20 protein-coding genes are annotated in these 26455 nt (G+C 68.0%); 12 read left to right on the top strand and 8 right to left on the bottom strand.

Annotated features, from left to right (window positions below):
- Positions 1-102 precede the first annotated feature (102 nt).
- Complete coding sequence (locus JQX13_RS13945; RefSeq protein WP_203409507.1) at positions 103-1992, bottom strand: ATP-binding protein; 1890 nt, start codon at positions 1990-1992, stop codon at positions 103-105.
- Positions 1993-2328: 336 nt separating this feature from the next.
- Here JQX13_RS13945 and JQX13_RS13940 point away from each other — a divergent pair, with 336 nt between their 5' ends.
- From JQX13_RS13940 to JQX13_RS13930, 3 genes are all read left to right on the top strand, one after another.
- Positions 2329-2925 carry a hypothetical protein gene (locus JQX13_RS13940; protein WP_203409506.1) on the top strand — a complete coding sequence of 199 codons (597 nt, stop codon included), beginning with the start codon at positions 2329-2331 and terminating at the stop codon, positions 2923-2925.
- 1117 nt (positions 2926-4042) lie between these two features.
- Complete coding sequence (locus tag JQX13_RS13935) at positions 4043-5200, top strand: glycosyl transferase family 39 (protein WP_239014738.1); 1158 nt, start codon at positions 4043-4045, stop codon at positions 5198-5200.
- A 211-nt stretch (positions 5201-5411) separates the two neighbouring features.
- Complete coding sequence (locus JQX13_RS13930) at positions 5412-7061, top strand: RICIN domain-containing protein (protein WP_203409505.1); 1650 nt, start codon at positions 5412-5414, stop codon at positions 7059-7061.
- A gap of 225 nt (positions 7062-7286) precedes the next feature.
- Here the strand turns inward: JQX13_RS13930 and JQX13_RS13925 are convergent, their stop codons facing one another.
- Positions 7287-9050 carry a serine/threonine-protein kinase gene (locus tag JQX13_RS13925; protein ID WP_203409504.1) on the bottom strand — a complete coding sequence of 588 codons (1764 nt, stop codon included), beginning with the start codon at positions 9048-9050 and terminating at the stop codon, positions 7287-7289.
- A 290-nt stretch (positions 9051-9340) separates the two neighbouring features.
- Complete coding sequence (locus tag JQX13_RS13920) at positions 9341-9628, bottom strand: hypothetical protein (RefSeq protein WP_203409503.1); 288 nt, start codon at positions 9626-9628, stop codon at positions 9341-9343.
- Positions 9629-9814: 186 nt separating this feature from the next.
- Between JQX13_RS13920 and JQX13_RS13915 the strand changes: the two genes are divergently transcribed.
- From JQX13_RS13915 to JQX13_RS13895, 5 genes are all read left to right on the top strand, one after another.
- The gene (locus JQX13_RS13915) at positions 9815-10039 is read left to right on the top strand and encodes a hypothetical protein (protein ID WP_203409502.1); all 225 of its coding nucleotides are present in this window, start codon (positions 9815-9817) and stop codon (positions 10037-10039) included.
- Positions 10040-10365: 326 nt separating this feature from the next.
- On the top strand, positions 10366-11013 hold the full coding sequence (locus tag JQX13_RS13910) for a hypothetical protein (protein WP_203409501.1): 648 nt from the start codon (positions 10366-10368) through the stop codon (positions 11011-11013).
- Between the two features lie 27 nt (positions 11014-11040).
- Positions 11041-11517 carry a hypothetical protein gene (locus JQX13_RS13905; RefSeq protein ID WP_203409500.1) on the top strand — a complete coding sequence of 159 codons (477 nt, stop codon included), beginning with the start codon at positions 11041-11043 and terminating at the stop codon, positions 11515-11517.
- Positions 11518-11664: 147 nt separating this feature from the next.
- Positions 11665-12699, top strand: coding sequence for a phytoene/squalene synthase family protein (locus tag JQX13_RS13900; protein ID WP_239014737.1), 1035 nt, complete (start codon positions 11665-11667; stop codon positions 12697-12699).
- Between the two features lie 583 nt (positions 12700-13282).
- Positions 13283-13852 (top strand): hypothetical protein, encoded by a 570-nt coding sequence (locus tag JQX13_RS13895; protein WP_203409499.1) that lies wholly within the window; start codon positions 13283-13285, stop codon positions 13850-13852.
- Positions 13853-14072: 220 nt separating this feature from the next.
- Here JQX13_RS13895 and JQX13_RS13890 read toward each other — a convergent pair whose 3' ends face one another.
- Complete coding sequence (locus JQX13_RS13890) at positions 14073-15026, bottom strand: zinc-dependent alcohol dehydrogenase family protein (RefSeq protein WP_203409498.1); 954 nt, start codon at positions 15024-15026, stop codon at positions 14073-14075.
- A 105-nt stretch (positions 15027-15131) separates the two neighbouring features.
- Here JQX13_RS13890 and JQX13_RS13885 point away from each other — a divergent pair, with 105 nt between their 5' ends.
- A complete protein-coding gene (locus JQX13_RS13885; RefSeq protein ID WP_203409497.1) occupies positions 15132-16646 on the top strand; it encodes an alkaline phosphatase D family protein in 1515 nt (504 codons plus the stop codon).
- A gap of 8 nt (positions 16647-16654) precedes the next feature.
- Here the strand turns inward: JQX13_RS13885 and JQX13_RS13880 are convergent, their stop codons facing one another.
- The 3 genes from JQX13_RS13880 to JQX13_RS13870 all read right to left on the bottom strand — a co-directional run bounded on the left by JQX13_RS13880 (position 16655) and on the right by JQX13_RS13870 (position 20511).
- Positions 16655-17599, bottom strand: a complete 945-nt coding sequence (locus JQX13_RS13880; RefSeq protein WP_203409496.1) for a hypothetical protein — start codon at positions 17597-17599, stop codon at positions 16655-16657.
- A 131-nt stretch (positions 17600-17730) separates the two neighbouring features.
- Entirely contained in the window at positions 17731-18840 is a 1110-nt protein-coding gene (locus JQX13_RS13875; RefSeq protein WP_203409495.1) for a Kelch repeat-containing protein, read from the bottom strand.
- 234 nt (positions 18841-19074) lie between these two features.
- Positions 19075-20511, bottom strand: a complete 1437-nt coding sequence (locus JQX13_RS13870; RefSeq protein WP_203409494.1) for a glycosyl hydrolase family 18 protein — start codon at positions 20509-20511, stop codon at positions 19075-19077.
- A 245-nt stretch (positions 20512-20756) separates the two neighbouring features.
- Here JQX13_RS13870 and JQX13_RS13865 point away from each other — a divergent pair, with 245 nt between their 5' ends.
- From JQX13_RS13865 to JQX13_RS13855, 3 genes are all read left to right on the top strand, one after another.
- Positions 20757-22388, top strand: coding sequence for a methyl-accepting chemotaxis protein (locus JQX13_RS13865; RefSeq protein WP_203409493.1), 1632 nt, complete (start codon positions 20757-20759; stop codon positions 22386-22388).
- Positions 22389-22451: 63 nt separating this feature from the next.
- Positions 22452-23039 (top strand): NYN domain-containing protein, encoded by a 588-nt coding sequence (locus JQX13_RS13860; protein WP_203409492.1) that lies wholly within the window; start codon positions 22452-22454, stop codon positions 23037-23039.
- A 108-nt stretch (positions 23040-23147) separates the two neighbouring features.
- Positions 23148-25157: a methyl-accepting chemotaxis protein gene (locus JQX13_RS13855; protein ID WP_203409491.1), complete on the top strand. Its 2010-nt coding sequence runs from the start codon at positions 23148-23150 to the stop codon at positions 25155-25157.
- 40 nt (positions 25158-25197) lie between these two features.
- Here JQX13_RS13855 and JQX13_RS13850 read toward each other — a convergent pair whose 3' ends face one another.
- On the bottom strand, positions 25198-26376 hold the full coding sequence (locus tag JQX13_RS13850) for an alpha/beta hydrolase (RefSeq protein ID WP_203409490.1): 1179 nt from the start codon (positions 26374-26376) through the stop codon (positions 25198-25200).
- Positions 26377-26455 lie beyond the last annotated feature (79 nt).

Raw genomic sequence — 26455 nt, 5'->3', positions numbered from 1 at the left:
CGCTCCATACCTCCAGGGCCCGTCAGAGGGGCCCCCTTCGGTGGCAAGGCCGTGTCTGGCCGCTCCGCTCCCCCACCTCGTCGGGGAACACCGGTGTCCTACTCAGGGGATGGGCGGCCGTCGCGGCAGCCGCACCGTGAAGACGCTGCCCTCCGCGGCGGTGGAGCGGGCCTCGAGGGTGCCCCCGTGCGCATCGACGATGAGCCGCACGATGTAGAGCCCCAACCCCAGACCGGGGCGCGCGGCGGCGACGCCTCCGCCCCGCTGGAAGGGCTCGAACAACCGCCCCATCGACTCTGGCGGGATGGGCTCTCCGCGATTGCGCACCTCCAGGCGGACTCCCGCCGCCTCCTCGGCGAGCACCACCTCCACCGGGCTGTCCTCGGGGCTGTAGTCGAGTGCGTTCTTCAGCAGGTTGCCCAGCAGTTGCGACAGGCGCTGCGCGTCCCAGTTGCCGCGGAGGTCGCCGGAGGCGTGCACCACCACCCGGCGCGAAGGGTGGGCGGCCTCCATCTCCTCGACCACCGCGTCCACCACGTAGCGCAGGTCCACCGGGGAGCGGGTGATGGGAATGCCGCCACCCAGGCGCCCGCGGGTGAGGTCCAACAGGTCGCGGATGAGGCGGCTTGCCCGCTCGGCGCTCGCCTGGATGCGGGTGACGGTGCGCAGCGCGGTCGCGTCCAGCCCGTCATGCCGTAGCAGCGCGGTGCAGGACAGCAGGATGGCGTTGAGGGGGTTGCGCAGATCATGACTGACGATGCCGATGAGCTGCTGCTCGAACTCGGAGGCCTGGCGCAACCGCTCCTCGGCGTGCTTCTGCTCGGTGACATCGCGGAAGAAGACCGCGATGCCCCCCTCGGCCGTGGGGTAGACGCTCACGGACGTCCACACGCCCACCGGGGCGTAATATTCCTCGAACCGCACCTCCACCCGCTCCTCCATGGCACGCCGGTACTCCCGCCAGAATTGTGTCTTCGGATCCGCGATGGCGGGGAACGTCTCCCAGATGACGCGGCCCAGGGTGTCCTCGCGGCGCGTGTGGGTGATGCGCTCCTGGTTGCGGTTGGCCAACAGCAGGCGGAAGTCCCGGTCCACCACGAAGACGGCGTCCCCGTGCTCGAGCACCTCCACCGCGCGCTGACGCTCGGCCTCCAGGCGCCTGCGCTCGGTGATGTCCTCGGCCATGGTGACACCGGCCACGAGGTGTCCGTGGGCGTCGCGCACGGGAAAACCGGACAGGCGCAGGGCGCGGCGGGTGCCGTCGGCGCGCTCCGCCTCCATCTCCTCGGGCGGCACCACCTCGCCCTTCTGGATGGCGCGCGCCAGTGGCCACTCCTCGTCGCGGTAGGGGCGGCCGTCGAGATGGAAGCCGTGGTAGGCCGCGCTGTACTCCGGCACTCCCTGGGCGGCACGGAAGGGATGGCCGATCAGCTGCTCCACCTGGGGGTTGGCGAGGACCATCCGGCCCGAGGGCTCGGCCACGATGACGGCCAGGGGCATCTGCTGGAGGACCGCGTTGAGCAGGGCGCGCTCGGACTCCACGGCGCTCGAGCGCGCGGCCTCCGCCTGGCGCAGATGCTCGTCGCGCTGCCGGACGAACTCCCGCACCGCCTCGGCGATGCCCGTCACCACGTAGCCCGACAGCAGCCGCACCTCCCGCGGGGTGACCACCACGTTGGACTCCTCCACCAGCTCGAGCAGGCACTCGCGCAGCACGTCGTACTCGCGCACCATGGACTCCACGTCGAAGCCGACCTGGAAGCGCTGCTCGCCATGCTGCTCGGCCGCCGAGCTCTCACCCCGCCGCGAGGCCTGGGCCTGTTCGTCCCCCTGGCGCAGCACCTGGATCATCTCCTGGAGGTACTCCTCGATGTGGTCCTTGAGCGCCGGCTCCGAGCAGGGCCCGGGCGCCAGGCGTTCCTGAACCCGTGCCATCCAGCGCCGCACCACCGTCTGGAGGTTGGTCTCGAGCAGGTCCGCAAGCGCGCTCAAACCCTCCACCTCCCTTTTGCGCAGGGGCTCCAAGGGGAAACGATGGGTGCCCCCGGTGCCCCCAGCTTGCTTGCCCGGCCGGTAATCGCCAGCTCGCCTACCCTGCATCCGGACGGGCGATGCCGACGGAGCCCAGGCCCTTCCAGTTGCTCACCGGGCAAGAGGGGTGGGTCAAGGCTTCACGTCGAGTGGCCGTCCTGCTCCAGAAGCGTTGGACCTGGCACCTGTTCCCACCGTCCTGGTGGTGAGTAGGGTGTCAGTCCCGGAGTACATCTTCACGTCAGGCGCGGCATGGCACGGCTGAGAGGCAGGAGCATCCAAGAAGCACGGGTGGGGGTGACCGGGCTGTTCCTCCAGCATCTCCGCACCGAGTGGACGAAGCACTCGCGCGGGGGCCCACGGGCGGGAGTGCGTAACGCCACGCCCCGTGCGCTCCCTCTTCCCCTTTTCGCCCTGGAGAGCGCGGACGAGGAGGTGTTCCGGGTGCAGACCGTCCTCTTCGACGAGTGGCAGCAGTTCCGCCCGCGGGAGCAACAGGACATGCACCGGAAGGCCTTCGCCGAGGCTGGCGCCCTACGGGTGGAGCGGGTGAACGAGGGGGCGATCATCCTGCTCGATCATGGCCGGATGGGCAGACCAGGAGACTCGGCATGGGGAAGCATGACGCGAGGACAACACCGCGAGGAGTTTTTCTCACTGCGCGCCGGGGAGTGGGGGCGCGCCGTCTACAACGAGCGGCTCCACTACTGGGACTCGGGGGAGTGGTATTACCGTCAACACGTGCTCAACGTGGGCCTCCTGCACGATGCGCCTCGGGACGTATTCCTCTCCACCCCGCCGCGGTTCCAGGTGGTTCGCAAGTACCTCCTGCGGCAGCGGGGACCAGCGACACACGCCAGCAAGTCCCCCCTCCTCCCCACTCAGGAGGAATGAGACAGGGGCAGCTGAGGCGCTACGAACCTCTTCGGAGGACCGTTGGCAGGAAGTGCTCACACGTCGATGCGACATCTCATCGATAAGGCACGTTGTCTGGCTCGTTCGTGAAGAGCGCATGAAATAGCGTTGTCTCTGGTGGCTCCACCCATTTCACGAAGAGCGGGACAGGTGTTTCCGCAATCTCGCGCGAAAGCTTGCTGACTCCGAATGTTTCCTCGATCTTCCTGGAGAGGATGTCAGCCGGAAGTTGCATCTCGGGCAGTACGCGGAGGGCTTCACTACATCCGCATCGATCTCAACGGCGCTCGCCTGCCGCGGGATTTCTCCATTTCGTATGCCCCGAGCGATCCGGCACCTGACGCGGGAACCGATGGCGGGTGAGCGGGCGCATGGGCGCCGCGAAGCTCCATGCCACATGACCCAGAGTGGCATTTGCCATACTCCGCTGTTCCCGGCTGCGTGTCATTGACAGCGTTTTGTGCCGGGCGGGTCGGTGGCACCAGTGCGTGGATTGCGGTGGAAATTGTCCTGGATTCAGGCGCCGCCGGGCCTCGGTCATGCGGTGCTCGCGGAGCCAATCTCCCACGGTGAGCCCCGTCGCCTGCGGGCGGCGGTGGCCACGTGGGAGGGAGTCCGGCCCACCGCGGCCGCGACGTCCTGGAGCGAGATGGGCCGCAAGCAGTACGCCTCGATGAAGGTGAGTGCATCACGCGCGATCCCACCACGCAGGGGGGCACCCGGGGAGCGTACTCCTGGAGCTCCCGGAAGACCGCCGTGAGCAGCAGGGTGAAGAGGGCCCTCGCGGCGCCTTCGTGGGCAACCGGTGAGGTACGCGTCATTCTGGAGCACCTGCACAGCCTCTGCACCGGCATGGCGCACTGCCTGGGGGGCACCCTCGGCTCCAGTCCTCATGGGATCCCCATCCCGCCCATATGCAAGTATTGCACCGGCACGGATCAACTCCTGACCGATGCGCGGGGGCAGACCCGGTTCGCGCGGCAGCGATTCGCCCTGGCCTACGGAGTTGCATCATTGGCGGACTGGGTGTGTTAGGTCCCTGCGCCGCCCGCCTATGCCCCTCGCCGCCGGTCACCGCAAGACGCTTCTTCTCCTGATGGCCCTTCTCGCGATCGGTCTGAGCTTCCGGCGCGCGCACTATGACGGGCCCAACCTGTATGGGTTGCAGGCCCAGGCGTGGCTGGAGGGGCGGCTGGATGTCCCGGGGCCCGCGGAGGACCTGAGTATGTACGGGGGCCGCTACTATGTGGCCTTCCCGCCTTTTCCCTCGGTGGTGGTGCTGCCACTGGTGGCGCTCACGGGGCCAGAGCGTGCGCCCTACCGTCTCCTGGCGCTGGGGTTGGCGGTCCTGGCGGCATGGACGGCGTGGCGGGTGCTGCGGCGGCTGGACATCCCCTCCGAGTCTCGGCCATGGCTGGTGGGCGCGCTGCTCGGAGGCACGGCCTTCTGGTCCTGCGTGGTCCAGAGCGAGGCCGTGTGGTTCCTGGCGCACGTGGTGGCGGTGTCCTGCTCTTTGCTCGCCCTGGAGGAGGCGCTTCGGGGACGCGGGGCGTGGGCGGGGCTGTGGGCGGGGCTGGCCTTCCTGTCGCGCCAGTTATGTGTCTATCTGGTGCCCTTCGTCGCCCTGGTCGTGTGGCTGCGTCATGCGGAGACCGGCAGACGGCGGCAGGTGCTGCAGACGGGGGGGGCGCTCGTGGTCGCGGGAGGATGTGCCCTGGTGTACCTGGCGCTCAACGCGGCGCGCTTCGGCAGTCCATTCGATACGGGGTACGCGGGCATGCCCCTGAGCGACTTCCTGGCCAGGCGCGTGGCGCGCTACGGGTTGTTCCACCCCGCGTACGTCCCCTTCAACTTCTTCCACATGTTCCTGGAGGGGCCGCACTTCCTCTTCGGCGGCCCGCGCCAGTTGGCACCGATTGGAATGGATGGCATGGGGACGTCGCTCACCTTCGCCAGTCCCTTCATCTTCGTGGCGTTGGCGGCGCGAGGACAGCACCCGCTGCGGGTAGGCGCCTGGTGCACCGTGCTGCTCGCGCTCCTCCACATGCTGCACTACTACAACAATGGTTGGGTGCAAGTGAATGCGCAGCGCTTCAGCCTGGATTTCCTGCCAGTGCTGTGGATGGTGGTGGCGCTCGGCACCCTGCGCGTGGAGCCACGCCTGTGGAAGGCGCTGGTCGTCTGGGCGGTCGGGCTCAACGTGCTCGCCCTGGTACTCCTGCCCCTCCTCGCACGGGCGATGCGTACTTTGTAAGGGATTTCCTCCAACGCATCCGTGCTCCCCGGTTCGCTGAAGATTGAAAATTTCAGCATATGATTGGATTGACGCTGGTGTGTAAATGATTGGCGCCTGATTGGAAGCGTCTCCTTCGTGGATGGGTAGTGTGCGCGCGCCTTCTGCATGAAGCAGTCGGGGGGGCTGGGCGTCCTGCTCAGTCAGCTATCAAATACGAGGCAATTCCATCATGCGCATCACCCAGGCAGCATTGCCGCTGACTTTCTGTGTCCTCGCATCCTGTGGCGTGGCGGATCCGCTTCAGGCCGAACCGGCCGGGGACAGCAGTTCGCTCGCCGTCTCCTCGAAGCTGCTCCGATCCAAGGAGCCGGTGGCGAACCAATACATCGTCGTCCTCGAGGATTCCACGCCGAGCGCCGTCAGAAGGCGCGTTCCGGAGGTGGCGCGCGAGCTCGTTGGCCGCCACGGTGGGCGAATCCTTCACACGTACGAGCATGCGCTTCGTGGCTTCGCGGTGCGGATGACCGAGGCCGAGGCCCAGGCGCTCGCCGCGAACCCGGCGGTGCGTTACGTGGAGGAGGATGGGGTGGTGCACGTGGGCGCCACGCAGACGGGGTCCACCTGGGGCCTGGATCGCATCGATCAGCCGGATCAGCCCCTGGACGGCAACTACACCTACCATCTGAACGGGTCCGGGGTGCATGCCTACATCATCGACACCGGCATCCGGACGACCCACTCCGACTTCGGCGGCCGGGCAACGGCCAACTACACCGGTGTCGATGACAACGGTGACGGCATCAACGACCACAACGACTGCAGCGGGCATGGCACGCACGTGGCCGGAACGGTCGGCGGCGCGACCTGGGGCGTCGCCAAGGGGGTGAGCCTGCACGCCGTGCGCGTGCTCAACTGCGCGGGCTCCGGCTTCTCGTCCACCGTCATCGCCGGCATCGACTGGGTCACGGCGAACCATGTGAAGCCGGCCGTGGCGACCATGAGCCTTGGCGGGGCTGCCAACCAGGCCCTGGACGATGCCGTGCGCCGATCCATCGCCGCGGGTGTCACCTACGCCGTCGCCGCAGGCAACGATTATGGTAGGGATGCCTGCACGAAGAGCCCGGCGCGAGTGGGCGAGGCGCTGACCGTGGGCTCCACGGACAGCAATGACAACCGGTCGTCCTTCTCGAACATCGGCACCTGTGTCGACCTCTTCGCGCCCGGCTCGAGTATCACCTCCGCGTCGAACGCCAGTGACACCGCATCCACGGTGCTCAGCGGCACGTCGATGGCCACGCCTCACGTGGCGGGAGCGGCCGCCATCTACCTCCAGTTCAATCCCTCCGCGACCCCCGCCGTCGTCGCCAATGCGCTCATCGGTTACTCCACACCCAACAAGGTAGTCGGGGCGGGCATTGGCTCGCCGAACCGGTTGCTCAACTCGAATCCCGGGCCGTACTCGCTCCGCCCCAGCACGTTCATCGCGGCGCACAGCGCCAGGTGCATGGATGTCCATGACGCGAGCACGGCGGAGGGAGCCTCGATCATCCAGTGGCATTGCAACGGCGACACCAACCAGAGCTTCCGCTACGCCTACGCTGGCAATGGCTACTACCAGGTCGTCTCGAACCTCAGCGGGATGTGCCTGGATGTCCATGACGGAAGCACCGTGGAGGGGGCCTCGATCATCCAGTGGCCCTGCAATGGTGACACCAACCAGCAGTTCTACCTGGACTCCCAGGGTAACGGCTTCTACCGGTTCATCGCCCGGCACAGTGGGATGTGCCTGGATGTCCATGATGGCAGCACGGCCGCTGGTGCCCGCCTCATCCAGTGGCCCTGCAATGGTGACGCCAACCAGCTCTTCAAGCTGAACTGAAGGAGGAGGTGGCTCCTCGCGGGAGCCGTTCCCTGGTAGGCGGGACGGGGCCGCGTCTGCCGTACAGGCAACACGCCGCGCCGCCGTCCCGTCAGCTCCTGAGGCGGAGCATGAGTCACGTGGCTTCTGCCACGCCGGACACCAACACCGGCTCCGGCTTCGAGCAGTAGTCAGCCCGGTGTGAAGCAAGGAGCGGGGAAGGCCGCCCCGATCCTTCGTCCCCTCTCAGCTCTTCTCGGGGATGTCCGTCAGCGCGAGCTTGAACTTCGCCGTCCTACCCGTCTCGATGGGCACCGACAGCATGCGCCGCTTGCCATCCGCACCCTTGATGAGCAGCCGATGCGTGCCCACCGGCACCGGCACCTTGATCAGCGGCGTCTTGCCCAGCGAGCGCCCATTCAGGAACACCTCGGCCTCCGGCAGGACGACCAGCGTCAGCGAGCCCCTCTTCACATTACGCGCGGGCTCGCCGTCCTTGTTCGCCGGGGCCTCCTTGTTCACGGGGGCCGCCTCGCCGCCCCGCGCCGGCGGCTGCGTCTTCGCCTCCGCGGTGGTGCCCACCTCCGGCTCCGGGTTCTTCTTCTGCCCGGGACGCTCGATGGGGGTCATCGGAGAGATGTCTCCCACCGGAATGGGCGTCCCATTGGCCTCCTGCTCCTTGATCGCCGCGATCAGCTTCACCGCGCCGAAGCCCAGGCCTCCCCCCAGCACCAACAGCACGGCGATCACTCCCCAGAACTTCCCCGACCCTCCGCTCCCGCTCGCCCGCGGTGCCGTGGACGCGGTCTCCTTCGGGGCAGCCGCCGCGAACCGCTCCTCCCGCGTCACCACCCGCCCCGTGGTGACCACCGCGGCCCCTGCTGGAGTCTCCGCCGTGTCCGCCTCGGCCCCCCGCCGCGCTCCCTGCGCCGGCCGCAGCCCCTCCGCCCTGACCCGCGGCCTCGCGGCTGGCTTCGCCGCCGGAACCGACTCCGTCCCCATGCCCGACGACACAGGCTCCTTCACCGCGTCCGCGCTCTCCAGCAGCCGGCGCGTCACCTCCATGCGCTCCTGGAAGTGCTCGCGCATGAAGGCCGAGCGCCGCTCGGAGTCGAAGAGCAGCTTCCCGGCCGCCGCTTCGATGGCCCGCGCCATCTCCCGGCCGTTCGGGTAGCGCTCCTCCCGATTGCGCGCCAGCGCCTTGAGCACCACCGCCGACACCTCCGGCGGCAGCCCCGGCGCCTTCGCCGTCAGCGCCGGGATGGGCGCCGACAGGATCATCTCCATCTCCTGGCGCTCGGTCTCCGCGGAGAAGAGGCGCTCGCCGGTGAGCATCTCGTGGAGCATCACCCCGGCGGCGAACAGATCACTTCGCCCATCCAGCGGCTCGCCCCGCACCTGCTCCGGCGACATGTACCCGGTGGTGCCCTTCACCATGCCCACCTGGGTGCGCACCATGCCATCGCGTGCCTTGGCGATGCCGAAGTCCAGCAGCTTCACCTCCCCGTCGTACGTCACCATCACGTTCTTCTGGGACACGTCGCGGTGGATGACGGGGGAGGGCTTGCCGCCCGGCGTGGTGAAGGTGTGCGCGTAGTGCAGCGCCAGGCACACGTCGCGCACCACCGACAGGCTCAGGCCCGGCGGCTGCGCCAGGCCCCCGCGCCGGCACACGCTGGCGATCTGGTTGAGGTTCTGCCCCGCGATGAACTCCATCGCCAGGAACAGGCCCTCGGCGTCCCGGCCCAGCTCGAACACCTGCCCGATGTTCGGGTGGTTGAGCGCCGCGGTGATGCGGGCTTCATCCAGGAACATCCGCTCGAACTGCTCGTCGCCGCGCGCGTCCGGAAGAATCCGTTTGAGGGCGACATATTTACGGAAGCCGCCCGGCCCCGAGGTGAAGCCGAGGAACAGCTCGGCCATGCCTCCCACCGACAGCTGTGCGAGCACCTGATACCGTCCGATGCGCTCGCCCCAGTGCAGGTCGAGGTCGGTTGGATTCGCGGACATGGGCCGGGACCATAGCCCACAGCCCCTGTGGACGGCCTGTGGATGGAGCCGGGTGCCTCTGTGGACAACCCCGGGGATGATCCAACCCCTGTGGATGGCCGGGGATTAGCGCCAACTTCCCCACATGTAGCATACCTGGGATTCACCAGTGATTCCGAGCAGTTGCGGACTTTTCCACAAGCCCACACCCCCTGCTGTCATCACTGATCGATCTAATACTCTATTACTCCAGTGAAGAAACAGCGGGGCCTGGGGACAAGGTGGAACTGTGGATAAGGCCCCCGGGCGGCTCAGTGCCGGGCACGCACCAGCGAGACGAGCGTGAGGCGGGCGGCCGGGGCATCCAGCTCGATGCCCACGTCGCAGCCGGCCAGCAGGAACTCGAGGGTGACGGGGCCGTGGCGGGGCAGGAGGCAGCGCTCGTGCCAGGCCTGGACGGCGAGGCGGAAGAGCTCGCCCAGCAGGGTATGGCGGGTGTCCGCGGCCAGCCGGTCCATCTGCGATTGGAGCGCCTGCGGGATGTAGACGGTGAAGGCCTGCGCCAATTGCTCTGAAATAGCGGATTCGATGGAAGCCATGATTCCGGGCTTTGCCAGAATCGTACCGGGACAGAGCCCCGTGCTTTCAAGGGTTTGGAAGGCCTTCCCTCCTGCAAGACCGTAGAAACGCCAGGGTGGTTCGAGGGGCGAGGCCTATAGGCCAGGGCGAGGGGAACAGGCAGGACGCGCGAAACCAGAATAAAGGGAGGGAGGTGGCGGCTGACGGTGCTGCTGCTCACGGGCCCGCTGGGGGCCTGCCGTGAGGAGCGGCCGCCGCTGGTGGGCTCCTCCAGCCAGGTGCGCTTCTCGCAAGAGGCAGTGGCCTTTCCGGCCACGTACGTGGGTGTTTCGCGCCAGGGCGAGCTCCGGGTGGTGAGCTCGGGCCGTTCTCCGGTCCGGATGACGTGGAACGTGCCGCGGGGCCCTTCGGGGTGGAGGAGCCCCTGGTGAGGGTGCTGTTCACTCCCAGTGGACCCGGGGCCGTCTCGGCCACGCTGGTGGGCACGGACGAGGTGGGCCGGGGCAATCACCACGAGAATCCGATGCGCGCGGCGCCGTGAGGGCCTCCGCGGGCCGTGGGCCCGCCCGTGGAGCACTCGGGGGAGCACTCGTGCCTGTCTCGCGTCGGCGCACCTAGTACTACAGTCGGACTTTGGCCTCTGCTCCCTGGAAGTTGTGGTTACCTACCCAGCAAGGAAGCACAACATGCAGGAGAGCGGGACCGAAGTCCCGCTGTAGTACTAGTTTGAGGTGTGACGACGAAAGGCAGGTGTTGCGTGACACAGCCCGCGTTTCCGAGGCGCGGTGTCCTCGCTCCGCTCGCGGTGGTGCTCGTGCTGGGCATCGGCGTACCCGCGGCGGCCGAGGTCACCGTCTCCGTGCGAGAGCCCCTCCTGCTCCAGGTAGGCGAGCGCAGTCTCGAAATCCGCGTCGAGCCCGAGTCCATCTCCGGCGCCGGGCTCCAGCTCCGCCGGGTTGAGAACGGCCTGAGCGGGACGCTGAGGGGCCAGCCCGTGGAATTGAAATGGAGCGAGGATGGCGACATCACCGGCCGGGCGGCGGGCGAGTCCGTGGACCTCACGGCGGTGGCGCTCACGCCTCGACCCGGGTTGAGGGTGCTGGGCTGGTTCGGCGGGGACACGGCCGAGCTGACGCTCACGCCCACGGGAATTCTCGGCTCGGTGGGAGGCTGCAGCTACAGGCTGCCCATGGCGGGCAACCGGTACTCGGGCTGGCGGACGTGTGACGTCACCCGGGGCCCGCCCACGCCGGTGACGCTGCGCATTCCCGAGGAGCTCATGCAACTCGGGGCCGCCGAGGAAGGTGCCCTCCTGGCCCTCCTGCTTTCGGACGAGGCCCTCTCTCCGGCCCCCCCCACGGGGGAGACGCCGGGCATGGGTGGAGCGGGAACCCCATCTCCATAGAGGGAAACGCAGCGATAGGAGGCTCCCATGGCATGCAAGGCATTGGCGTGGCTGGCCGTGCTCGGGCTGGTGGCTCCGGCGGGCGCGCAGGAGGTGCGGCAGCGGCCGGACGATCTCCCGGACAACATCGAGGAGTTCCGCCAGACGCCGCACACGGACGATACGCCCGTCCCGGAGCAGGAGGCGGGCACGGGTGGCTCGGGCCAGGCGGGCACCCACGAGACGCGGCGCGGTGAGCTCTCCGGCGAGGTGGTGCGGGTGGAGGGAGACCAGCTCTGGTTGCGGCATGCGGGGGCCGTCTTCCCTCTCGAGCTGACGCGGGACACGCGCTTCACCCCGGACCGCCAGCAGGCGCTGAGACCGGGACAGGAGGTGCGGGCGAGCTTCACCCTCGAGCGGGACGGTTATGTGGTGAACGCCCTCGAACCCGTGGAGCAGTCCCCGAGGGAACGTTCGCCGGCTCCGGAGGGGGAGACGGAGCAGAAAGCGACACCCGGGCGGTGAGTGGATGAAGGGATTCCGTGCACCTGGGGGCTGGCTGGGGTAATCCCGCGCTTCGTGATGACACGCGCGGAGAGCGATGGACTGCGTTCCACCTGGGAGCACGGGGCCGTGAAGACGAGGAGCAAGGGACCTCGGAAAGGGCCGCCCTTGGAGAGCGAGCCCACCGCCATCGTCTTCTGCCGCGAGGTGTTGCCCGCCGTCTCGCGGACCTTCGCGTTGAACATCCCGGTGCTGCCGCGCCCGTTGGACACGGCGGTGACGGTGGCCTACCTGCTGTGTCGGATCGCCGACACGCTGGAGGACGAGGCGCACGGCCCGACGAGCGCGGCGCTGCTGGCGGAGCTGGCGCGGCTGAGCACGTTGCCCGAGGGCTGGGAGGCGGACGCGCGGCGCTTCACGGAGGAGGCGGCGCGGGTGCTGCGCGCGCAGGCGCCGGAGGCGGAGGTGCGGTTGGTGGAGGGGACGCCGCGGGTGCTGGAGGCGCTGGCGGTGCACGCGGCGCCGGTGCGCGAGCACGTGGCGGCGTGCGTGGCGGTGATGGCGGAGGGGATGGGGAGGATGGGGGACAAGGGCCGCGCCTCGGCAGGAGGCCTGGGGCTGGCGAGCCTCGAGGAGACGCTCGAGTACTGCTACTACGTGGCGGGGACGGTGGGGGAGATGCTGACGCGGCTGTTCCAGTGGTACTCGCCGACGATCGCGCAGCGGGCGGCGGTGCTGGAGCCGCGGGCGGTGGCGTTTGGCAATGCCTTGCAGCTGACGAACATCCTCAAGGACGTGCGCGAGGACCTGGAGCGCGGGAGCTGCTGGCTGCCGAGGACCCTGCTGGCCGAGCACGGGCTGACACCCGAGGTGCTGCTGGAGCCCGGCAACCGGCACGAGGCGATGAAGGCCTACAACAAGCTGGTGGCGGTGGCGCACCGGGAGCTGCGCAAGGCCTTCGAGTATGTGATGGCATTGCCCCGGGAAGAGGAAGGCATCCGGCTGTTCTGCCTCTGGCCGCTGTTCCTCGCGGTGATGACGCTGCGCAAGCTGCACGGCAACGAGGCGGTGCTGGAGCGGCAACCGGTGAAGGTGTCGCGGCGGACGGTGAAGTGGGTGGTGGGCTCGACGCGGCTGCTGGTGGCACGGGACGCGATGCTGAAGCTGATGTTCGCGACGCTCACCGCCCCGCTGCCCACCTGACCGAACGTGTTGACAACCCCACGCCGCGAGGGCTCAACACCCTACCTGGATTGAAGATTGCGGCGGGTTTTCTGAAGATCGCATGGCAACCACCAGGGGGGGGTGCATGCGCTTCTCGAGGCTTTACGCCAGTCCGTCCGGCCCTTCCCTGGCGATTGTCATTGCCATGGCGTTGACTTCGGGATGTGCGGGTGCGGACGCGGTGATCGTGGACGGCGAGTGCAACCAGACGGACAGCACCGTCACCTGTTGCCTCAAGATGAACCCCGGCCAGTACGCGAAGTGTGGTGCGACACCTCCAGCACAACAACCATCTCCGAACACGAAGCCCCCTTCGACGGAGTCGGAGCCTCCGCTCAGGCCACCGCCACTCATCCGCGTGTCCGAGGAGGAAGAGGAGGTAGAGAGTGAATTCCGAAAGGAGCGGTGCCAGCAGCATTACGAGCGGTGTGTCAAGAGAGCCGGTCTCAAGCCGAACATTCAGTACGGCCAGAGCCACTGCATGGCCTGCAAGGAGAAATGCTTGAGGGATGGGTGGTGGCCATGGAGCGCCAACGGTAAACGGTGCGCGGGAGGGTGAACCATGAAGACTCGCGAGCTCTTCTGGCAGAACGTCATCAAGGAGCGCCATCAGATCCTCATGTCCTTGAGCAAGAACAGGGCGGCTCCCTTCGAGACAGCGGAGCGCGAATACCTGATCCTTCAGAAGAAGTTGCTGGATGGAGCACGCACCGATTGGGAGCGACGGCACATCAAACGGCTGATCGCGCAGGACATCTTGAATGAGGCGGACTACAGGGCACGTAGCTGGGAGGAATTCTCTCGGGCGTTACGTCGGATGCAGCGACTCGGCTACATGGATGCAGACGCGCAGTTGCACGCCGCCTGCCTCACTGTATGGGCGGTGCTTCGCTTTCGAGACAAGGAGCCGCTGGCCTGGGTCATGATGGAGAAAGCGGAACGCCGGTTGCGTCGCATCCGCCGAGGACATTTCCTGCGGGAAGAAGGTCTGGAGACCATTGCCAACGTTCGGACGAGAGCAGCACGGCTGGGGCTCACACCGCCCCCGTTGGGCGACGGGGCCACGCCTTCGGGAACTTCACGCGGCCAAGGCTCACGCTCTCGGATTCGCCTTCTGAATCCCCCAGCATGAGCGACGCGACCCCACCAAAGCCACGGTTGAAGCGGCGGTCTCATAATCACTACAGTTGTAGGTTCAAAAATAGACGGAAATCCACTTCCTTCTTCCTTCAGTTCCACGGCAGGGCGGAGCGTTTCGCCCAGTAGGCCTCCGGGGTCTCGGTGCGCGCGGTGAGCCGCCCGTTGGCGACGGCCTCCTTGATGATGCTTGTGGAGAACTTGGGGATGACGCCTCACTTCCGGGCCACGGACAGCACCAGCTTCCCGCGCCCGTGCCCCGAGTCGAGCCGGCGGTGGGCCTCGGCGACCTGCTCGAGCGGGATCACTCGCTCGACGAGGGGACGGACCTGCTTGCGCTCGATGAGGGGAGTCATCTCCTCCAGCCGGCGCCGCTCGCGCGTGAGGAAGACGCCGTGCAGCGTGATGTTGCGCGGGTAGAAGGCGGAGACATCGCCGCTGAACCCGAGGATGGTGGCGATGCGTCCGAAGGGACGGGTCGCGGGGATGCTGGGGATGACGTTCTTGCCCACCGTGTCGAAGACGGCATCCACGCCCTGGCCACCCGTCTCGCGCAGGGCGATCCGGGCCACGTCCTCGCGCTGGTAGTCGATGGCCAGGTCGGCGCCGAGCTGACGCAGCGTCTCCTGGTTGCCTGCGCCAGCGGTGGCGATCACCCGGGCGCCCATGGCCTTCGCGATCTGCACGGCGAACGAGCCCACTCCGCCCGAGCCCCCATGGATGAGCACCGTCTCCCCGACGCGCACCTGCAGCCGCCGCACGAGCGCGTCCCACGCGGTGCCACAGGCCAGCGGGATGGCGGCGGCCTCCTCGTGCGAGAGGCCCTGGGGCTTGCGGGCGATGATGCCGGTACCCACGACATTGAGCTCGGCGTAGGTGCCCAGCGGATTGTGGAAGATCTCCGGCGTGTAGAAGACCTCGTCGCCGGGCTTGAAATCGGTGACGCCGGGGCCCACCTGCTCGATGACACCGGAGGCGTCATAGCCGAGCACCACGGGGGGCTGGAGCCCGGCCCAGGTGCCATCCTGACGCAGCTTGGCATCCACGGGATTGGTGCCGGAGGCGATGACCCGGACGAGCACCTGGCCGGGGCCGGCGGTGGGAGTGGGGACGTCGCGGACCTCGAACGACTCAGGTCCACCGAATCGGGGAGTGACGATGGCGCGCATGGGCGGGGAGCTAACGCGGTGCGACGACCCGTTCAATGCCTCTCGCGAGCGAGCGTCGGCGGTTCGACGGACGGATGACAGACGCGTGCGGCATGATGGACGATCATGCCCACCCGGACTGCCGTGGACGTGCGGGAACCGGGTGACACGGGACTGGGAAAGGGACACACGATGCCAGTGAGCATGGCGAACGCGGTGACGGTGGGGCCCATCGTGGGACACACCACGGACACGACGGTGCGCCTGTGGGGACGAGGAGACGCGCAGCGGACGGTGGGCTATCCGCGACGGTGTCACGGCATCGCGCAGATCCTCGAGGCCGGCTCCAGGACGGTGCTGCAGGCGCGCTACTTCAAGCTGCTACCCGAGGACGACTTCACGGGGAGCGTGGACTTCAGCGGGCTGGAGCCGGGACGGGCCTATGACTACCGCATGGGCTTCTTCCACGCGGATGCCGAGCCCTTCCAGCTCCTCCCGCCCCAGGGCGTCGATCTGTCCCAGGCGAGCACCGGCTCCTTCCGCACCGCGCGGCGTCCGGGCCCCGGGCCGCTGTCGTTCGTGTTCGGCTCGTGCCGTCATCCCGGGACGATGACGGACTCGGAAGGCGTGGACGCACAGGATGACCGGGGAGACCGTATCTTCCGCACCATCCAGTCGCAGCTCGACAAGGGCGTGCGCACGGACGCGCTGCTGATGCTGGGCGATCAGGTCTACGGCGACGTCGGCCGCACGGATCGGATCTGGCGCGACTACTGCGCCAACTACCGCATCAGCTTCCGTCGGCCCGGGCTGCGCTCGCTCATGTCCCGCGTGCCGACGTACATGATCCTCGACGATCATGAGATCTGCGACAACTGGAGCGCGGATCGCATGTACGATCCGAAGCTCTCGCAGGACGAGCGGGTCCTCAACAAGACACGCTACTTCGGGGCGATGATGGCCTACCGCTCCTACCAGGTGGTGCACGGGCCCGCGTTGGTGCGCGAGGGACAACCGGAGCGGACCAATGCCTTGCAGGGCTATTGGTATCACTTCCGGACCGGCCCGGCGCGCTTCTTCATGATGGACACGCGCACCGAGCGCTCCTACCTGTCGGCGCCGCCGGAAATCATTGGCGCGGCGCAGCTCGAGGCCTTCAAACAATGGCTGCTGGAGGACCGTGAGGGATTGAAGTTCGTGGGCTCGCCGGTGCCCTTCTTCCCGGACGTGAAGCTGTCGGGCTCCATGGAGTGGGAGCGCAAGGACAAGTGGGCGGGCTTCCTCCTGCAACGCCAGAAGCTGCTGGAGTTCATGCGCGACGAGGGAGTGAAGCGCGTGGTGTTCCTCTCGGGGGACGTGCACGTGTCCTTCTGGAGCGAGCTGCGGAGCACGTCGCGGCCGGACTTCCACATCCTGTCGATCGTGTCCTCGGCGTTCAACGCGCCCATCTTCGTGCCGCCGTTCGGCATGTTCGAGACGGAGGGCATCCTCGATGGACAGGCGGACTTCGTGGTGACGCGCAGCGGTGGCTACACGGGGAAGAGCAACTTCACGCGCGTCACCTGGAACGAGCCCGAGCTGCTCGTCCAGGTCTTCGATCGCAAGGGTGAGAAGACCGCGGAGAACCGCTTCACGCTGTAGGTGGGGGCCTACGTCGCCTTGACGGGCGGCGGTGCTGGCGGCTCGGGCTCCTTGTGGAACATCTCGGCGAGGATCCGCTCGGCCCCATCCGCGAGCAGGTCGCGCTCCAAGCGGATCTCCTCGCCGAAGAAGCGGGTGCCCACGCTGCTATCGAGCGCGTGGGTGGCGAGCAGCTCGAAGGCCGCGGCTTCGTCGAAGGACGCCTCGGCGGCCAGCACGCGCTTGCCCGGCTGGAGATCCTCCTGGTCGAAGCGCCCCTCCCACGTCTCGCCCAGGGTGACGGAGAAGTACTGCATGGCCACGTTCCCGGGACGGGACATGTGAGCCGTCGACACCACCGCGCGCAGCTGGGCCCGCTCCTCGGGCGTCATCTGCTGCTTCCAGGCCTCGATCGTGGCGTGCATGGTTTCGATCTGATCTCGCGCCGCGTCCTCCGCGTTGCTCAGGATGTCTGGGATTTGCGCGCGGGTGTAGGCGGCGAGCGCCTCGGGCGCGAAGCCGTTGCCGGCGAGCACCTGCTCGACGAGCGCGAGCGAGGCCTCGAGGATGCGGCGCTGGCGCGCGAGTTGTTCCGGGGTGAAGTCCCGGCGCTCGAGGCTCTCCGCCGCCGTGGTGATGAGCTGCTGGATGCTGGTGAGCTGGCCCCGCATGGGCTCGTCGAGCGCGCCATGCCGGTCCGCCAGGAGCACGTGGAGCGCGAGGGGAAGGTGGTCGATCGCCTTGAGCTCGTGGTAGCGCCGGGTGCGCGCGGGGCCCTCGAAGCGCTGGCCGCCGCGCCGGAGGATGAGCAGATCATCGATCTGGGCGATGACCGGGCCCATGCCGTCGAGGACGGCCTTCCGGCGTTCGGCGTAGGCGCCGCGGAAGGCCTCGTTGAGGGCGAGGAGCGGATCGGAAGGATCCAACGCGGCATTCGCGGACGATGAGGCAGGGGCGACGGGGCACTCGGCCATGCCCGCATCCTAACGTGGGGCTCCCGGGAGGATGGGACGCGTGCCGCCCTTCCTCCCGTCGAGCCGTGGCGGCTGTCACCGTGTCGACAGCCCCGGGTGGTGCCAGCGCCTCGGCAGCCGATCCCGCGGTCCTACGGGGACTCCGGGCTCTCGGGTGTGAAGCGGGTGGTCGTATCCCCCGTGAGCAGCACCTCTCCGGTGTGCAGCAGGGTCGCGGTCGGGGAGTAGGGCACCTGGGCATCTCCCAACAGGGTCCACGTATTGGTTCCCGGATCGTACAGCTCGGCGCCCTCACTGTCGGTCGGGCCCGCCACCAGCACCTGGCCGGAGTAGAGCAGCGTCGCGGTGTGATACCTGCGCGCCCGGTTCATGGGCGCCGCCGGCGTCCACTGGTCGCTGTTCGGGTCATACAGGTACACCGACGTGGAGGCGCCTTCGTCGGTGTTGCCGCCCGCTACCATCACCTGGCCGGAATAGAGCAGCGTCGCGGTGTGGAACGCGCGGGGTTGCGGCAGTTGGGCCACCAGCCTCCAGGTATTCGTGGCGGGGTTGTAGATCTCCGCGTTCACCCCGGAGGTGCTTCCCGTCAACAGCACCTCACCGGAGTAGAGCTTCACCGCGGCCTGGAAGAATCCGCTCGAGCTCAGGGTGCCCGCGGACGACCACGTGCCCGTGGTGGGATCGTACACCTCCGCGGTCTGGGTGAAGCCAGAGCTCGTCTGCCCGCCGGTGACCAGCACCTTGCCTGAATCGAGCAGCGTGGAAGTGTGGAGGGAGCGTCCCACCTCCATCGAGCCGGTAGGGCTGAAGGTGCCCGTTTCGGGGTCGTACAACTCCGCGGTCTTCAGGTCGGGCCCGACGCTGTTCTGTCCGCCGGCCACCAGCACCAGACCCGATTCGAGCCGGGTGGCGCTGGGGCTCCCGCGTGGCTCGTTCAGGGAACCCATGGAGGTCCAGGTGTCCAGGTAGGGGTTGTACACCTCCGCGACCTGCACGTTGGCCGACCTCGAGACCGAGCCGCCCACCGCCAGCACCAGGCCCGAGCCCAGCAGCGCCGTGGCGTGTGCGCTCCCACGCGGGATGTTCATGGGGGCATTGAGCGTCCACTGGGACGAGGCCGTGCCGAGTGCCTTCGCGTGGGAATGCGAGGCGGGGGCCACCGGGCCCGTGCTCTCTCCACAACCGCTGGCCATGGGGAGCAGACCCGCCAGCAACAGCGACAACCGGGACGTCCTGTTCATGCGATCACCTTGGGGGGAATGCCTCCCGACAAATGGAGAGGCTCGAACAGGTTACAGCGTGTCGAGCCTGTCCAGTGATCAGAAGCGCATTCAGACCCGGCCGCTGACGTAGGTCCGTGGCAGGAAAACCCAGACATGTGAATCCACACTGCCTTGCGAGCCTTCTCCCGGGCACCGCGTCATCGCGGTGCCCCTTCGCCCCGCGTGCCAGGGATTACACCCCGTGTGACCGCCTCAGCAACCGCCGATCGACTCCCAGGGGCCCCACTCGGCGGCGCCCGGAACCTCGTTCTGGGTCCACCACTTCGCGCGCCACAGCTTGCCGCCGTAGGTGGCCTTGTCGTCCCTCACATAGACCTGGGTGGGGCTCCACGCGGGGACTCCGGCGCAGGAGTCGCCACCGGTGCCCGTGACGGAGATGGAGATGGCCGGGGAGGTGGTGCTCGCGCCGCCGTTGTCCGTGGCCCGGACCGTCAGTGTGTAGCTCCCGGCCGCCACGTTGCTCCAGGTGAGGCTGTAGGGCGCGGAGGTGTCCTCGCCCAGCTTCGTGGTGCCGGCGAAGAACTCCACCCGGGCGATGCTGCCATCCGTGTCCGAGGCGTTCGCGGTGAGGGTGAGGGTGCTCCCGGCGCTGAAGGACGCTCCGTTCGCGGGCGAGGTGAGGCTGGCGGACGGCGCCTGGTTGCCGCCACCACCATCGAGGACCTGGGAGATGGCCCGCAGCAGCGAGGTCGAGTCCGTGGTGTCCTGGGTGAGCTCCCAGATCATCACGCCACCGCCCTGCTGCGCCGCCAGCCGGGCCTTGGCCTGGATGGTGGGAATTCCGTTGTAATGGAAATCGCCGACCTGGTCCTTGTTGGGGGCCTGCGCGTCCATCGCGACGAGCTGGGCATAGGTGAGGTCCGCCGACGGGGAGCGGCCGTAGAAGGGAACACCCAGCACCGCCTTGTCCTTGGGCAGCCCGCGGCCGATCCAATAGTTCAGCGACTGGGCGGCGAGATCATACGTCGAGTGGGGGTAGCCCCAGTCGTAGGCCATGATGTTGAGGAAATCCACGTCGGCGAAGGCCGAGCTGGGAATGCCCTCCGTGTTCATGGCCACGACGGCGGCGGTGAGCAGCTTGCCGCGGGAATGGAGCGCCGTGCCCAGCTCCCGCATCAACGTCCCGAAGTTCTGGGCCGACGTCCCCGGATCCGGCCACTCCCAGTCGATGTCCACGCCGTCCAGGCCGGCCTGCTCCACGAAGGCCACCACGTTGTTGATGAAGGTGGCGCGGGTGCTCGCGTTGGCGGCCAGCTGCTCGAAGGGCGAGTCGTTGCCGTCCATCCAGCCACCCACGGCGATGAGCACCTTGACGCCCCGTGCGTGCGCCGTGTCGACGAGCGAGCGCAGGCGGGCGTCCCCACTGCTCAACCCCGTCAGCCCTCCCTGCGCCGTGGGCAGGACGAAGGCGTAGTTGATGTGGGTGAGCTTGTCGTACTGGATGGCATTGACGTCGCCCCGCCAGGTGGGGAAGTAGCCAACGACCCGGGTGGCACTCGCGCGTCCTTCCGAGGTGGCCGTCGGCTCCTCGAGGCCCGACGGGGTGTCGGATGCTCCGGAGCAGGCCGCCAGGGTGGTGAGAAACACGGCCCCGAGCGCCAGGTGTCTGAGTGCGGATGCGTTGAGCAAGTAGCTCCCTCCTGATGACACCTGGAGAGGGAGCGCGCGCCCATTTCGGGTCAAATCACCTTGCCGCGCCTCACGGGCCCTGGAGGGGCGAGGTGTTTTTGACTTCTTGGAAAACAGTGTGTTGGAATGTAGACCAATTCGTATCAACGGGGAGTGGCCGGGCTCATCGAAGCTTGACGGAGGGTCACAATCTCTACCCGTGGCCTCGCTGCTGAGGGACCGGCGTGCCCCGGGGGGCTGCACACATGCTGAACGACTGGCGGATCGGAACACGTCTGTCCGCACTGGTGGTGCTGCTGTCCACCCTGCTGGTGGGGGTGGGTCTGCTGGGCGTGCGAGGCATGGGCACCACGGCCGCGGGTCTGGAGACGGTCTACAAGGACCGGGTCGTTCCCTTGTGGCAGATCAAGGCCATCTCGGACATGTACGCGATCAACGTCGTGGATACCGCGCACAAGGTCCACGCGGGCGTCCTCACCTGGACCCAGGGACGGCTGCGGGTGGACGAGGCGCGGGACATCGTCAGGAGGATGTGGGAGTCGTATCTCGCCACGGTGCTGGTGGACGAGGAGCATCGGTTGGTCGAGCGCATCACCCCGGCGATGAAGGAGGCCAACGTGGCGGTGGAGCGGCTGCGGGAGATCCTCGCCCAGGAGGATGCGCAGCGGCTGGAGGCCTTCATCTCGCGCGAGCTCTACCCGGACATCGATCCGGTCACCACGCTCCTCGACGAGCTGGGAAAGGTGCAGCTCCAGGTGGCGCAGCTCGAGTTCGAGAGGTCCGTCACCCGGTATGAGGGGACGCGCACCGCCACCTTGATCAGCATCGGGGCCGGGCTGCTGTCGGGGCTGCTGCTGGCCTTCTTCATCATGCGCAGCATCACCCGCCCGCTGGCCGAGGCGGTGGAGCTCGCGCAGCGGATCGCCGAGGGGGATCTGACGGTCCGGGCCACGCGCTCGCAGCGGGACGAGACCGGGCGGCTGCTCGGCTCGATGAACGAGATGTCCGAGCGGTTGTCCGGCACCATCGGCGAGGTGCTCGACGGGGCGCGCTCACTGGCCGCGGCCAGCGAGCAGGTGTCCTCCACGGCGCAGAGCCTCTCGCAGGGCACCAGCGAGCAGGCCGCCAGCATCGAGGAGACGAGCGCCAGCATCCAGCAGATGACGGTGTCCATCGCGAGGAACGCGGAGAACAGCGGCCAGGTGGCGCGCATGGCCACCTCCGGGGCCACGGACGCGGAGGCGAGTGGCCGCGCGATGGCCGCCACCGTGGAGGCGATGAGGGGCATCGCCGGCCGCGTCACCATCATCGAGGAGATCGCCTACCAGACGAACCTGCTGGCGCTCAACGCGGCCATCGAGGCGGCGCGAGCGGGTGAGCACGGCCGGGGCTTCGCGGTGGTGGCCGCGGAGGTGCGCAAGCTGGCCGAGCGCAGCCGGACGGCGGCCCAGGAGATCCTCGGCATGACGTCCACGAGCGTCGCGCAGGCGGAGCGCACGGGCGAGGTGCTCGGCGCGCTGGTGCCGTCCATCCACGAGACGGCGGGACTCGTGCAGGAAGTGGCCGAGGCCTCCCGGGAGCAGAACCTGAGCGTGGCGCAGATCTCCAAGGCCATGTCCCAGGTGGAGCAGGTGACGCAGAACAACTCCTCGGCGGCCGAGGAGCTGGCCTCCACGGCCGAGGAGCTCGCGGCGCAGGCGGAGGCGCTGCAGCAGACGATGTCGGTGTTCCACATGGGCCGGAGCGGGGGGAGCCCGGGCCGGCACTCCCGAGGCCCCGGCGATCACCGTGGGCCGTCACGCGCCTCGGTGACACACCTGCTTCCCCAGCAGGAGTCCCCACCGGAGGAGCGCGAGTACTTCCGGGCCTTCCGCTAGGGGTGCCTTGGTTCATCGCACGGGAAGGGGCGCGAGAGCGCGTTCCGGGTATTCTCTCCGGTCATGCTCTCCGCACGCCCTCCCGCAGCCTCCTATGTGCTCATCGACGCCGAGAACGTCGACTGGGCCGTGTCCAATGTCGTGGGCCGTAAGCCCGAGGCCCAGGACCGAATGCAGTTCGATCGACTGGTGGCCTTCTGTGAGAGCCACTTCCCGTCCCCGGTGCGCTGCGTGGTGGTGCTGAACGCGAAGGGCGAGCAACTGCCGGACGTGATGCTCGGCTTCGTGCGGGCCCTGAAGACAGCGGGCTGTGACGTGGCGCTGCTCTACGGACGGCCGGACCAGAAGGTGGTGGACCTGGGCATCCTGAAGCTCCTGGAGGCCATCCGCACGCAGCGCCGGGGGGCCGCGGTCGCGCTGGCGAGCCACGACGGGGCCGACTTCGCGGAGGCGCTGCGCGGGCTGCTCGAGGAGAAGCGGCAGGTGGCGCTGCTGGGGTTGCGCGAGTACATGAGTCAGCGGTTCCGCGAGCTCGTCCCGGCCGGGCTGGAGATCCTCGATCTCGAGCTGGACGCGAAGGTGTTCCAGAGACCCCTGCCGCGCCTGCTGCCGGTTCGCGTGGACGAGTTCGATCCCTCGTTGTTCCTGTAGCTGGCGACGGATTTGCCCGAGGAGAAAAGGGCGAGGATCCAGCCGAGCGCTGGCTCATACGGCGCGCTCAAAGCCAACCACGCGATCCATGCTCTACTTCTCGGCTGGATGAGCCAAGAAACTCCCACCACCCTGCGATTCACCAGAAGCCTGGCGGCGAAGCTCCTCGCCGCCCTCTGCGGTGTCATCAGCATCGCGCTCTGCGTTCTCGTTCTCGTCGTCAATCACGAGTCCTCGCGTGTCGCCGAGGAGCAGGCGACCCAGACCGCCATGCAGATGGCCGAGCGCCATGCGCGGATCATCAACGCGGAGCTCGACGCCGCGATCATCTCCGCCCGGACGCTCGCGCAGGCGTTCGCGGCCCAGAAGATCGCCGGTCTGGCCGATCGCCGCCTCGCCGACGCGTCGCTCCAGAGGGTTCTCGCGGAGAACCCCAAGCTCCTCGGCCTCTGGACGGTGTGGGAGCCGAACGCGTTCGACGGGCTCGATGCGAAGTACGTGAATACGCCCGGCACGGACTCCACCGGACGCTACATCTCGTATTGGAACCGCGGCGATGGACAGATCAAGCTGGAGCCAGTGGTCGATTACGAGAAGGAAGGCGCGGGCGATTACTACCTCCTCGCGCGCAGGAGCGGGAACGAGACGATCGTCAATCCCTACGTCTACACCGTGGCCGGAAAGCCGGTGCTGATGACGAGTGTGTCCGTGCCGATCCTCCTCGAGGGCAAGGTCATCGGCGTCGTCGGTGCCGATCTCTCGCTCGACCAGGTCCAGAAGCAGGTCTCGGAGATCACCCCCTTCGATACGGGATACGCGGTGCTCGTTGCGAACAACGGCACGTTCGTCGCGCACCCGTCCGCGGAGCGACGCGGGAAGCCACTCGGCACCTCTCCCGCCGAGGAGCTCGTGAAGACCGCTCTGTCGAGCGACAGTGCTCTCACCGGGCGGGTCTCATCCGAGGTGCTCGGCACCGGGACGATCGAGGTGGTGGTCCCCATCCGCGTCGGTGAGACGGTGACGCCCTGGGCGCTCGCCGTCTTCGCCCCCCTCGACAAGGTGCTCGCACCGGCTCACGAGCTGAGACAATTCACGCTCCTTCTCGGAGTGCTCTCCCTCCTCGCGCTCGGCATCGCCGTCCTCCTCGTGATCCGCCGCATCACGAAGCCTCTCGAGACGATCTCCTCCGTCGCCACCCGGATCGCGAACGGCGATCTGACCGTTACCCTCGACCACCGGTCCGAGGATGAGATCGGCGTTCTCGCCGATGCGTTCCGCTCGATGCGCGACCGGCTGTCGCAGGTGATTGGCGAGGTCCGCGAAGGCGCGGCGGCGCTCTCGTCGGCCGCATCGCAGGTATCGACGACCTCACAGTCGCTCGCGACCAGCACGAGCGAACAGGCCGCCACCTTCGAGGAGATGACGAGCAGCCTCGAGTCCATGAGCGTATCCATCATCAAGAACGCCGACAGCAGCCGCCAGGTGGAGGCAATCGCTCACAAGGGAGCGGTCGAGGCCGAGGAGAGCAGCCGGGCGGTAGCCGAGACGGTGGAGGCGATGAGGCAGATCGCCTCGCGCATCTCCGTCATCGAGGAGATCGCCTATCAGACGAACCTGCTCGCGCTGAATGCCGCCATCGAGGCCGCGCGGGCGGGTGTGCAGGGAAGGGGCTTCGCGGTCGTCGCGTCCGAGGTTCGCAAGCTCGCGGAGGGAAGCCAGGGCGCCGCGAAGCAGATCGTCACGGTCGCGTCGGACAGCGTGAAGATCGCCGAGAAGTCGAGCCAACGGCTGCGAGAGCTCGTCCCGGCGATCGGCACGACGTCGCATCTGGTGAAGGACGTTGCCGCCACATCGAGCGAGCAGTCGTCGAGCGTCGGCCAGCTCAACAAGGCGATGATCGAGCTGAACGGGGTGACGCAGCGGAACGCGGCGTCGGCCGAGGAGCTGTCGAGCACCGCCGAGGAGATGGCGGCGCAGGCGCAGAGCCTGCTGCGAATGGTGGGCTTCTTCCGCGTGGGAGTGGCTGATGTCCACTACGTGGAGCGCCTCCGTTCCGGCGAGCAGCCCTTCTCGATCCCTCATGCTCGAACCGCCATGCGCATGCCGTCACCCGATTGACACCGTGCCCGCCGTGGACGCGGACACGTGGGCAGTGCGCTCAGGTGCCGTTTCCGCCTTCAGCGCGGAAGCAGCTCAGATCGAAGGTGCGCTCGCCTCGGGCGAAGCGGTCCACCACGTTGGCCAGACACGTACCCCCTTCCTTGAAGGGGGAGTGGCCACCGTCGATGAGGATGAAGGTGGCACCTGGGATGAGCGCCGCGGTCCGCGAGGAGGGCTCCCAGGGAGTGACGGGGTCCTTCTCGCCCGCGAAGATGAGCGTGGGCACCCGGAGCGTGGCGAGCCTCGGTCCGTTGTCGAAGAAGCGCGCGCGGGGCCGGAAGCCGTCACATGTCTTCATCAACCCACGCGCGAATGCCCGGTTGTCACAGTAGAGCGTCGCGGGAGGCTCCGCGGCCAGTTGGCGCGCGTACCCGGTGCTCATCAACTCCTGACAGTAGGTGGCGTGCCCCGGAAGTGAGCCGCCGAGCTCCACCGTCACGTCTTCCCCCGGCTCCAACTGCTCGAGCAGTGCCTTTCCCTCGGGTGTCCCGTCCACCACCTGCGTGAGCGCCTGGGCCAGCTCGGCGTGGCGGGCCTTCATCGCGTAGGGCAGGGCCAGCCCCAGGGCGTCGGTGAGACGCAGCGCTCTCTGATCGGGCTTCCCTTCGTGCCAGAGGAGCTTCCCGTCCGCGACCGCCTGGCGGAACCGGGCCAGCGCGCCGCCGAGCCCGGCATGTCGCTGCTCGGCGGCGATCAGGGTCCGGTCGAAGCCGCCACAGATGTCACCCGTGGAGCGCCCGGTGGACTCGAACGAGCCGAGCATCACCGCCTCCACTGACTCCGGGTGGCGCAGCACGTATTCCATTCCGAGGAAGCCGCCCCAGGAGGAGCCCAGCACCGTCACCTTCCGCTCCCGGCCGAAGAGCGCGACGCGGAGCGCCTCGATGTCCTCCACGTACTGCTCGACGGTATAGCGCTGGGCATGGCGCTTCACGTAGGCCGGATCCTTCTCCTCGGGCAGGAGTGATGCGCCCGCGCCCCGCTGGTCGAAGTAGACGATGTCGTAATGAGCGCGGAGGGTGGCCCCCACCGGTAGGTTCAGGAAGGCTCCGACGTCGCTGATGGGACGGCCCGGGCCACCGTGTAGGAGGAGCAGGGGTTTCTTCCCCTCTCCAGGCCCACCGAAGCGCTGGTAGGAGATGGCGCGCCGGGGCCCGCTCTTCCGCCGGTGGTCCACGGGGACATCCACGGTGCCCCGGGAGGGGAGGGAGGTGCCTCATCCGCGAGTGCGGCCGGAGCGAGGAGCAGGGATAGGG

The organism is Archangium violaceum (genome assembly GCF_016859125.1).
In the GTDB taxonomy this organism is placed as follows: Bacteria; Myxococcota; Myxococcia; order Myxococcales; family Myxococcaceae; genus Archangium; species Archangium violaceum_A.
This window is presented reverse-complemented; position numbering and strand designations above follow the sequence as displayed.

Excerpts from the sequence above, each read along its gene's own strand:
- JQX13_RS13935 (WP_239014738.1), top strand. The coding sequence starts at position 4,043 with ATGGCCCTTCTCGCGATCGGTCTGAGCTTCCGGCGCGCGCACTATGAC.
- JQX13_RS13930 (WP_203409505.1), top strand. The coding sequence starts at position 5,412 with ATGCGCATCACCCAGGCAGCATTGCCGCTGACTTTCTGTGTCCTCGCA.
- JQX13_RS13925 (WP_203409504.1), bottom strand. The coding sequence starts at position 9,050 with ATGTCCGCGAATCCAACCGACCTCGACCTGCACTGGGGCGAGCGCATC.
- JQX13_RS13920 (WP_203409503.1), bottom strand. The coding sequence starts at position 9,628 with ATGGCTTCCATCGAATCCGCTATTTCAGAGCAATTGGCGCAGGCCTTC.
- JQX13_RS13905 (WP_203409500.1), top strand. The coding sequence starts at position 11,041 with ATGGCATGCAAGGCATTGGCGTGGCTGGCCGTGCTCGGGCTGGTGGCT.
- JQX13_RS13895 (WP_203409499.1), top strand. The coding sequence starts at position 13,283 with ATGAAGACTCGCGAGCTCTTCTGGCAGAACGTCATCAAGGAGCGCCAT.
- JQX13_RS13890 (WP_203409498.1), bottom strand. The coding sequence starts at position 15,026 with ATGCGCGCCATCGTCACTCCCCGATTCGGTGGACCTGAGTCGTTCGAG.
- JQX13_RS13885 (WP_203409497.1), top strand. The coding sequence starts at position 15,132 with ATGCCCACCCGGACTGCCGTGGACGTGCGGGAACCGGGTGACACGGGA.
- JQX13_RS13880 (WP_203409496.1), bottom strand. The coding sequence starts at position 17,599 with ATGGCCGAGTGCCCCGTCGCCCCTGCCTCATCGTCCGCGAATGCCGCG.
- JQX13_RS13875 (WP_203409495.1), bottom strand. The coding sequence starts at position 18,840 with ATGAACAGGACGTCCCGGTTGTCGCTGTTGCTGGCGGGTCTGCTCCCC.
- JQX13_RS13865 (WP_203409493.1), top strand. The coding sequence starts at position 20,757 with ATGCTGAACGACTGGCGGATCGGAACACGTCTGTCCGCACTGGTGGTG.
- JQX13_RS13860 (WP_203409492.1), top strand. The coding sequence starts at position 22,452 with ATGCTCTCCGCACGCCCTCCCGCAGCCTCCTATGTGCTCATCGACGCC.
- JQX13_RS13855 (WP_203409491.1), top strand. The coding sequence starts at position 23,148 with ATGAGCCAAGAAACTCCCACCACCCTGCGATTCACCAGAAGCCTGGCG.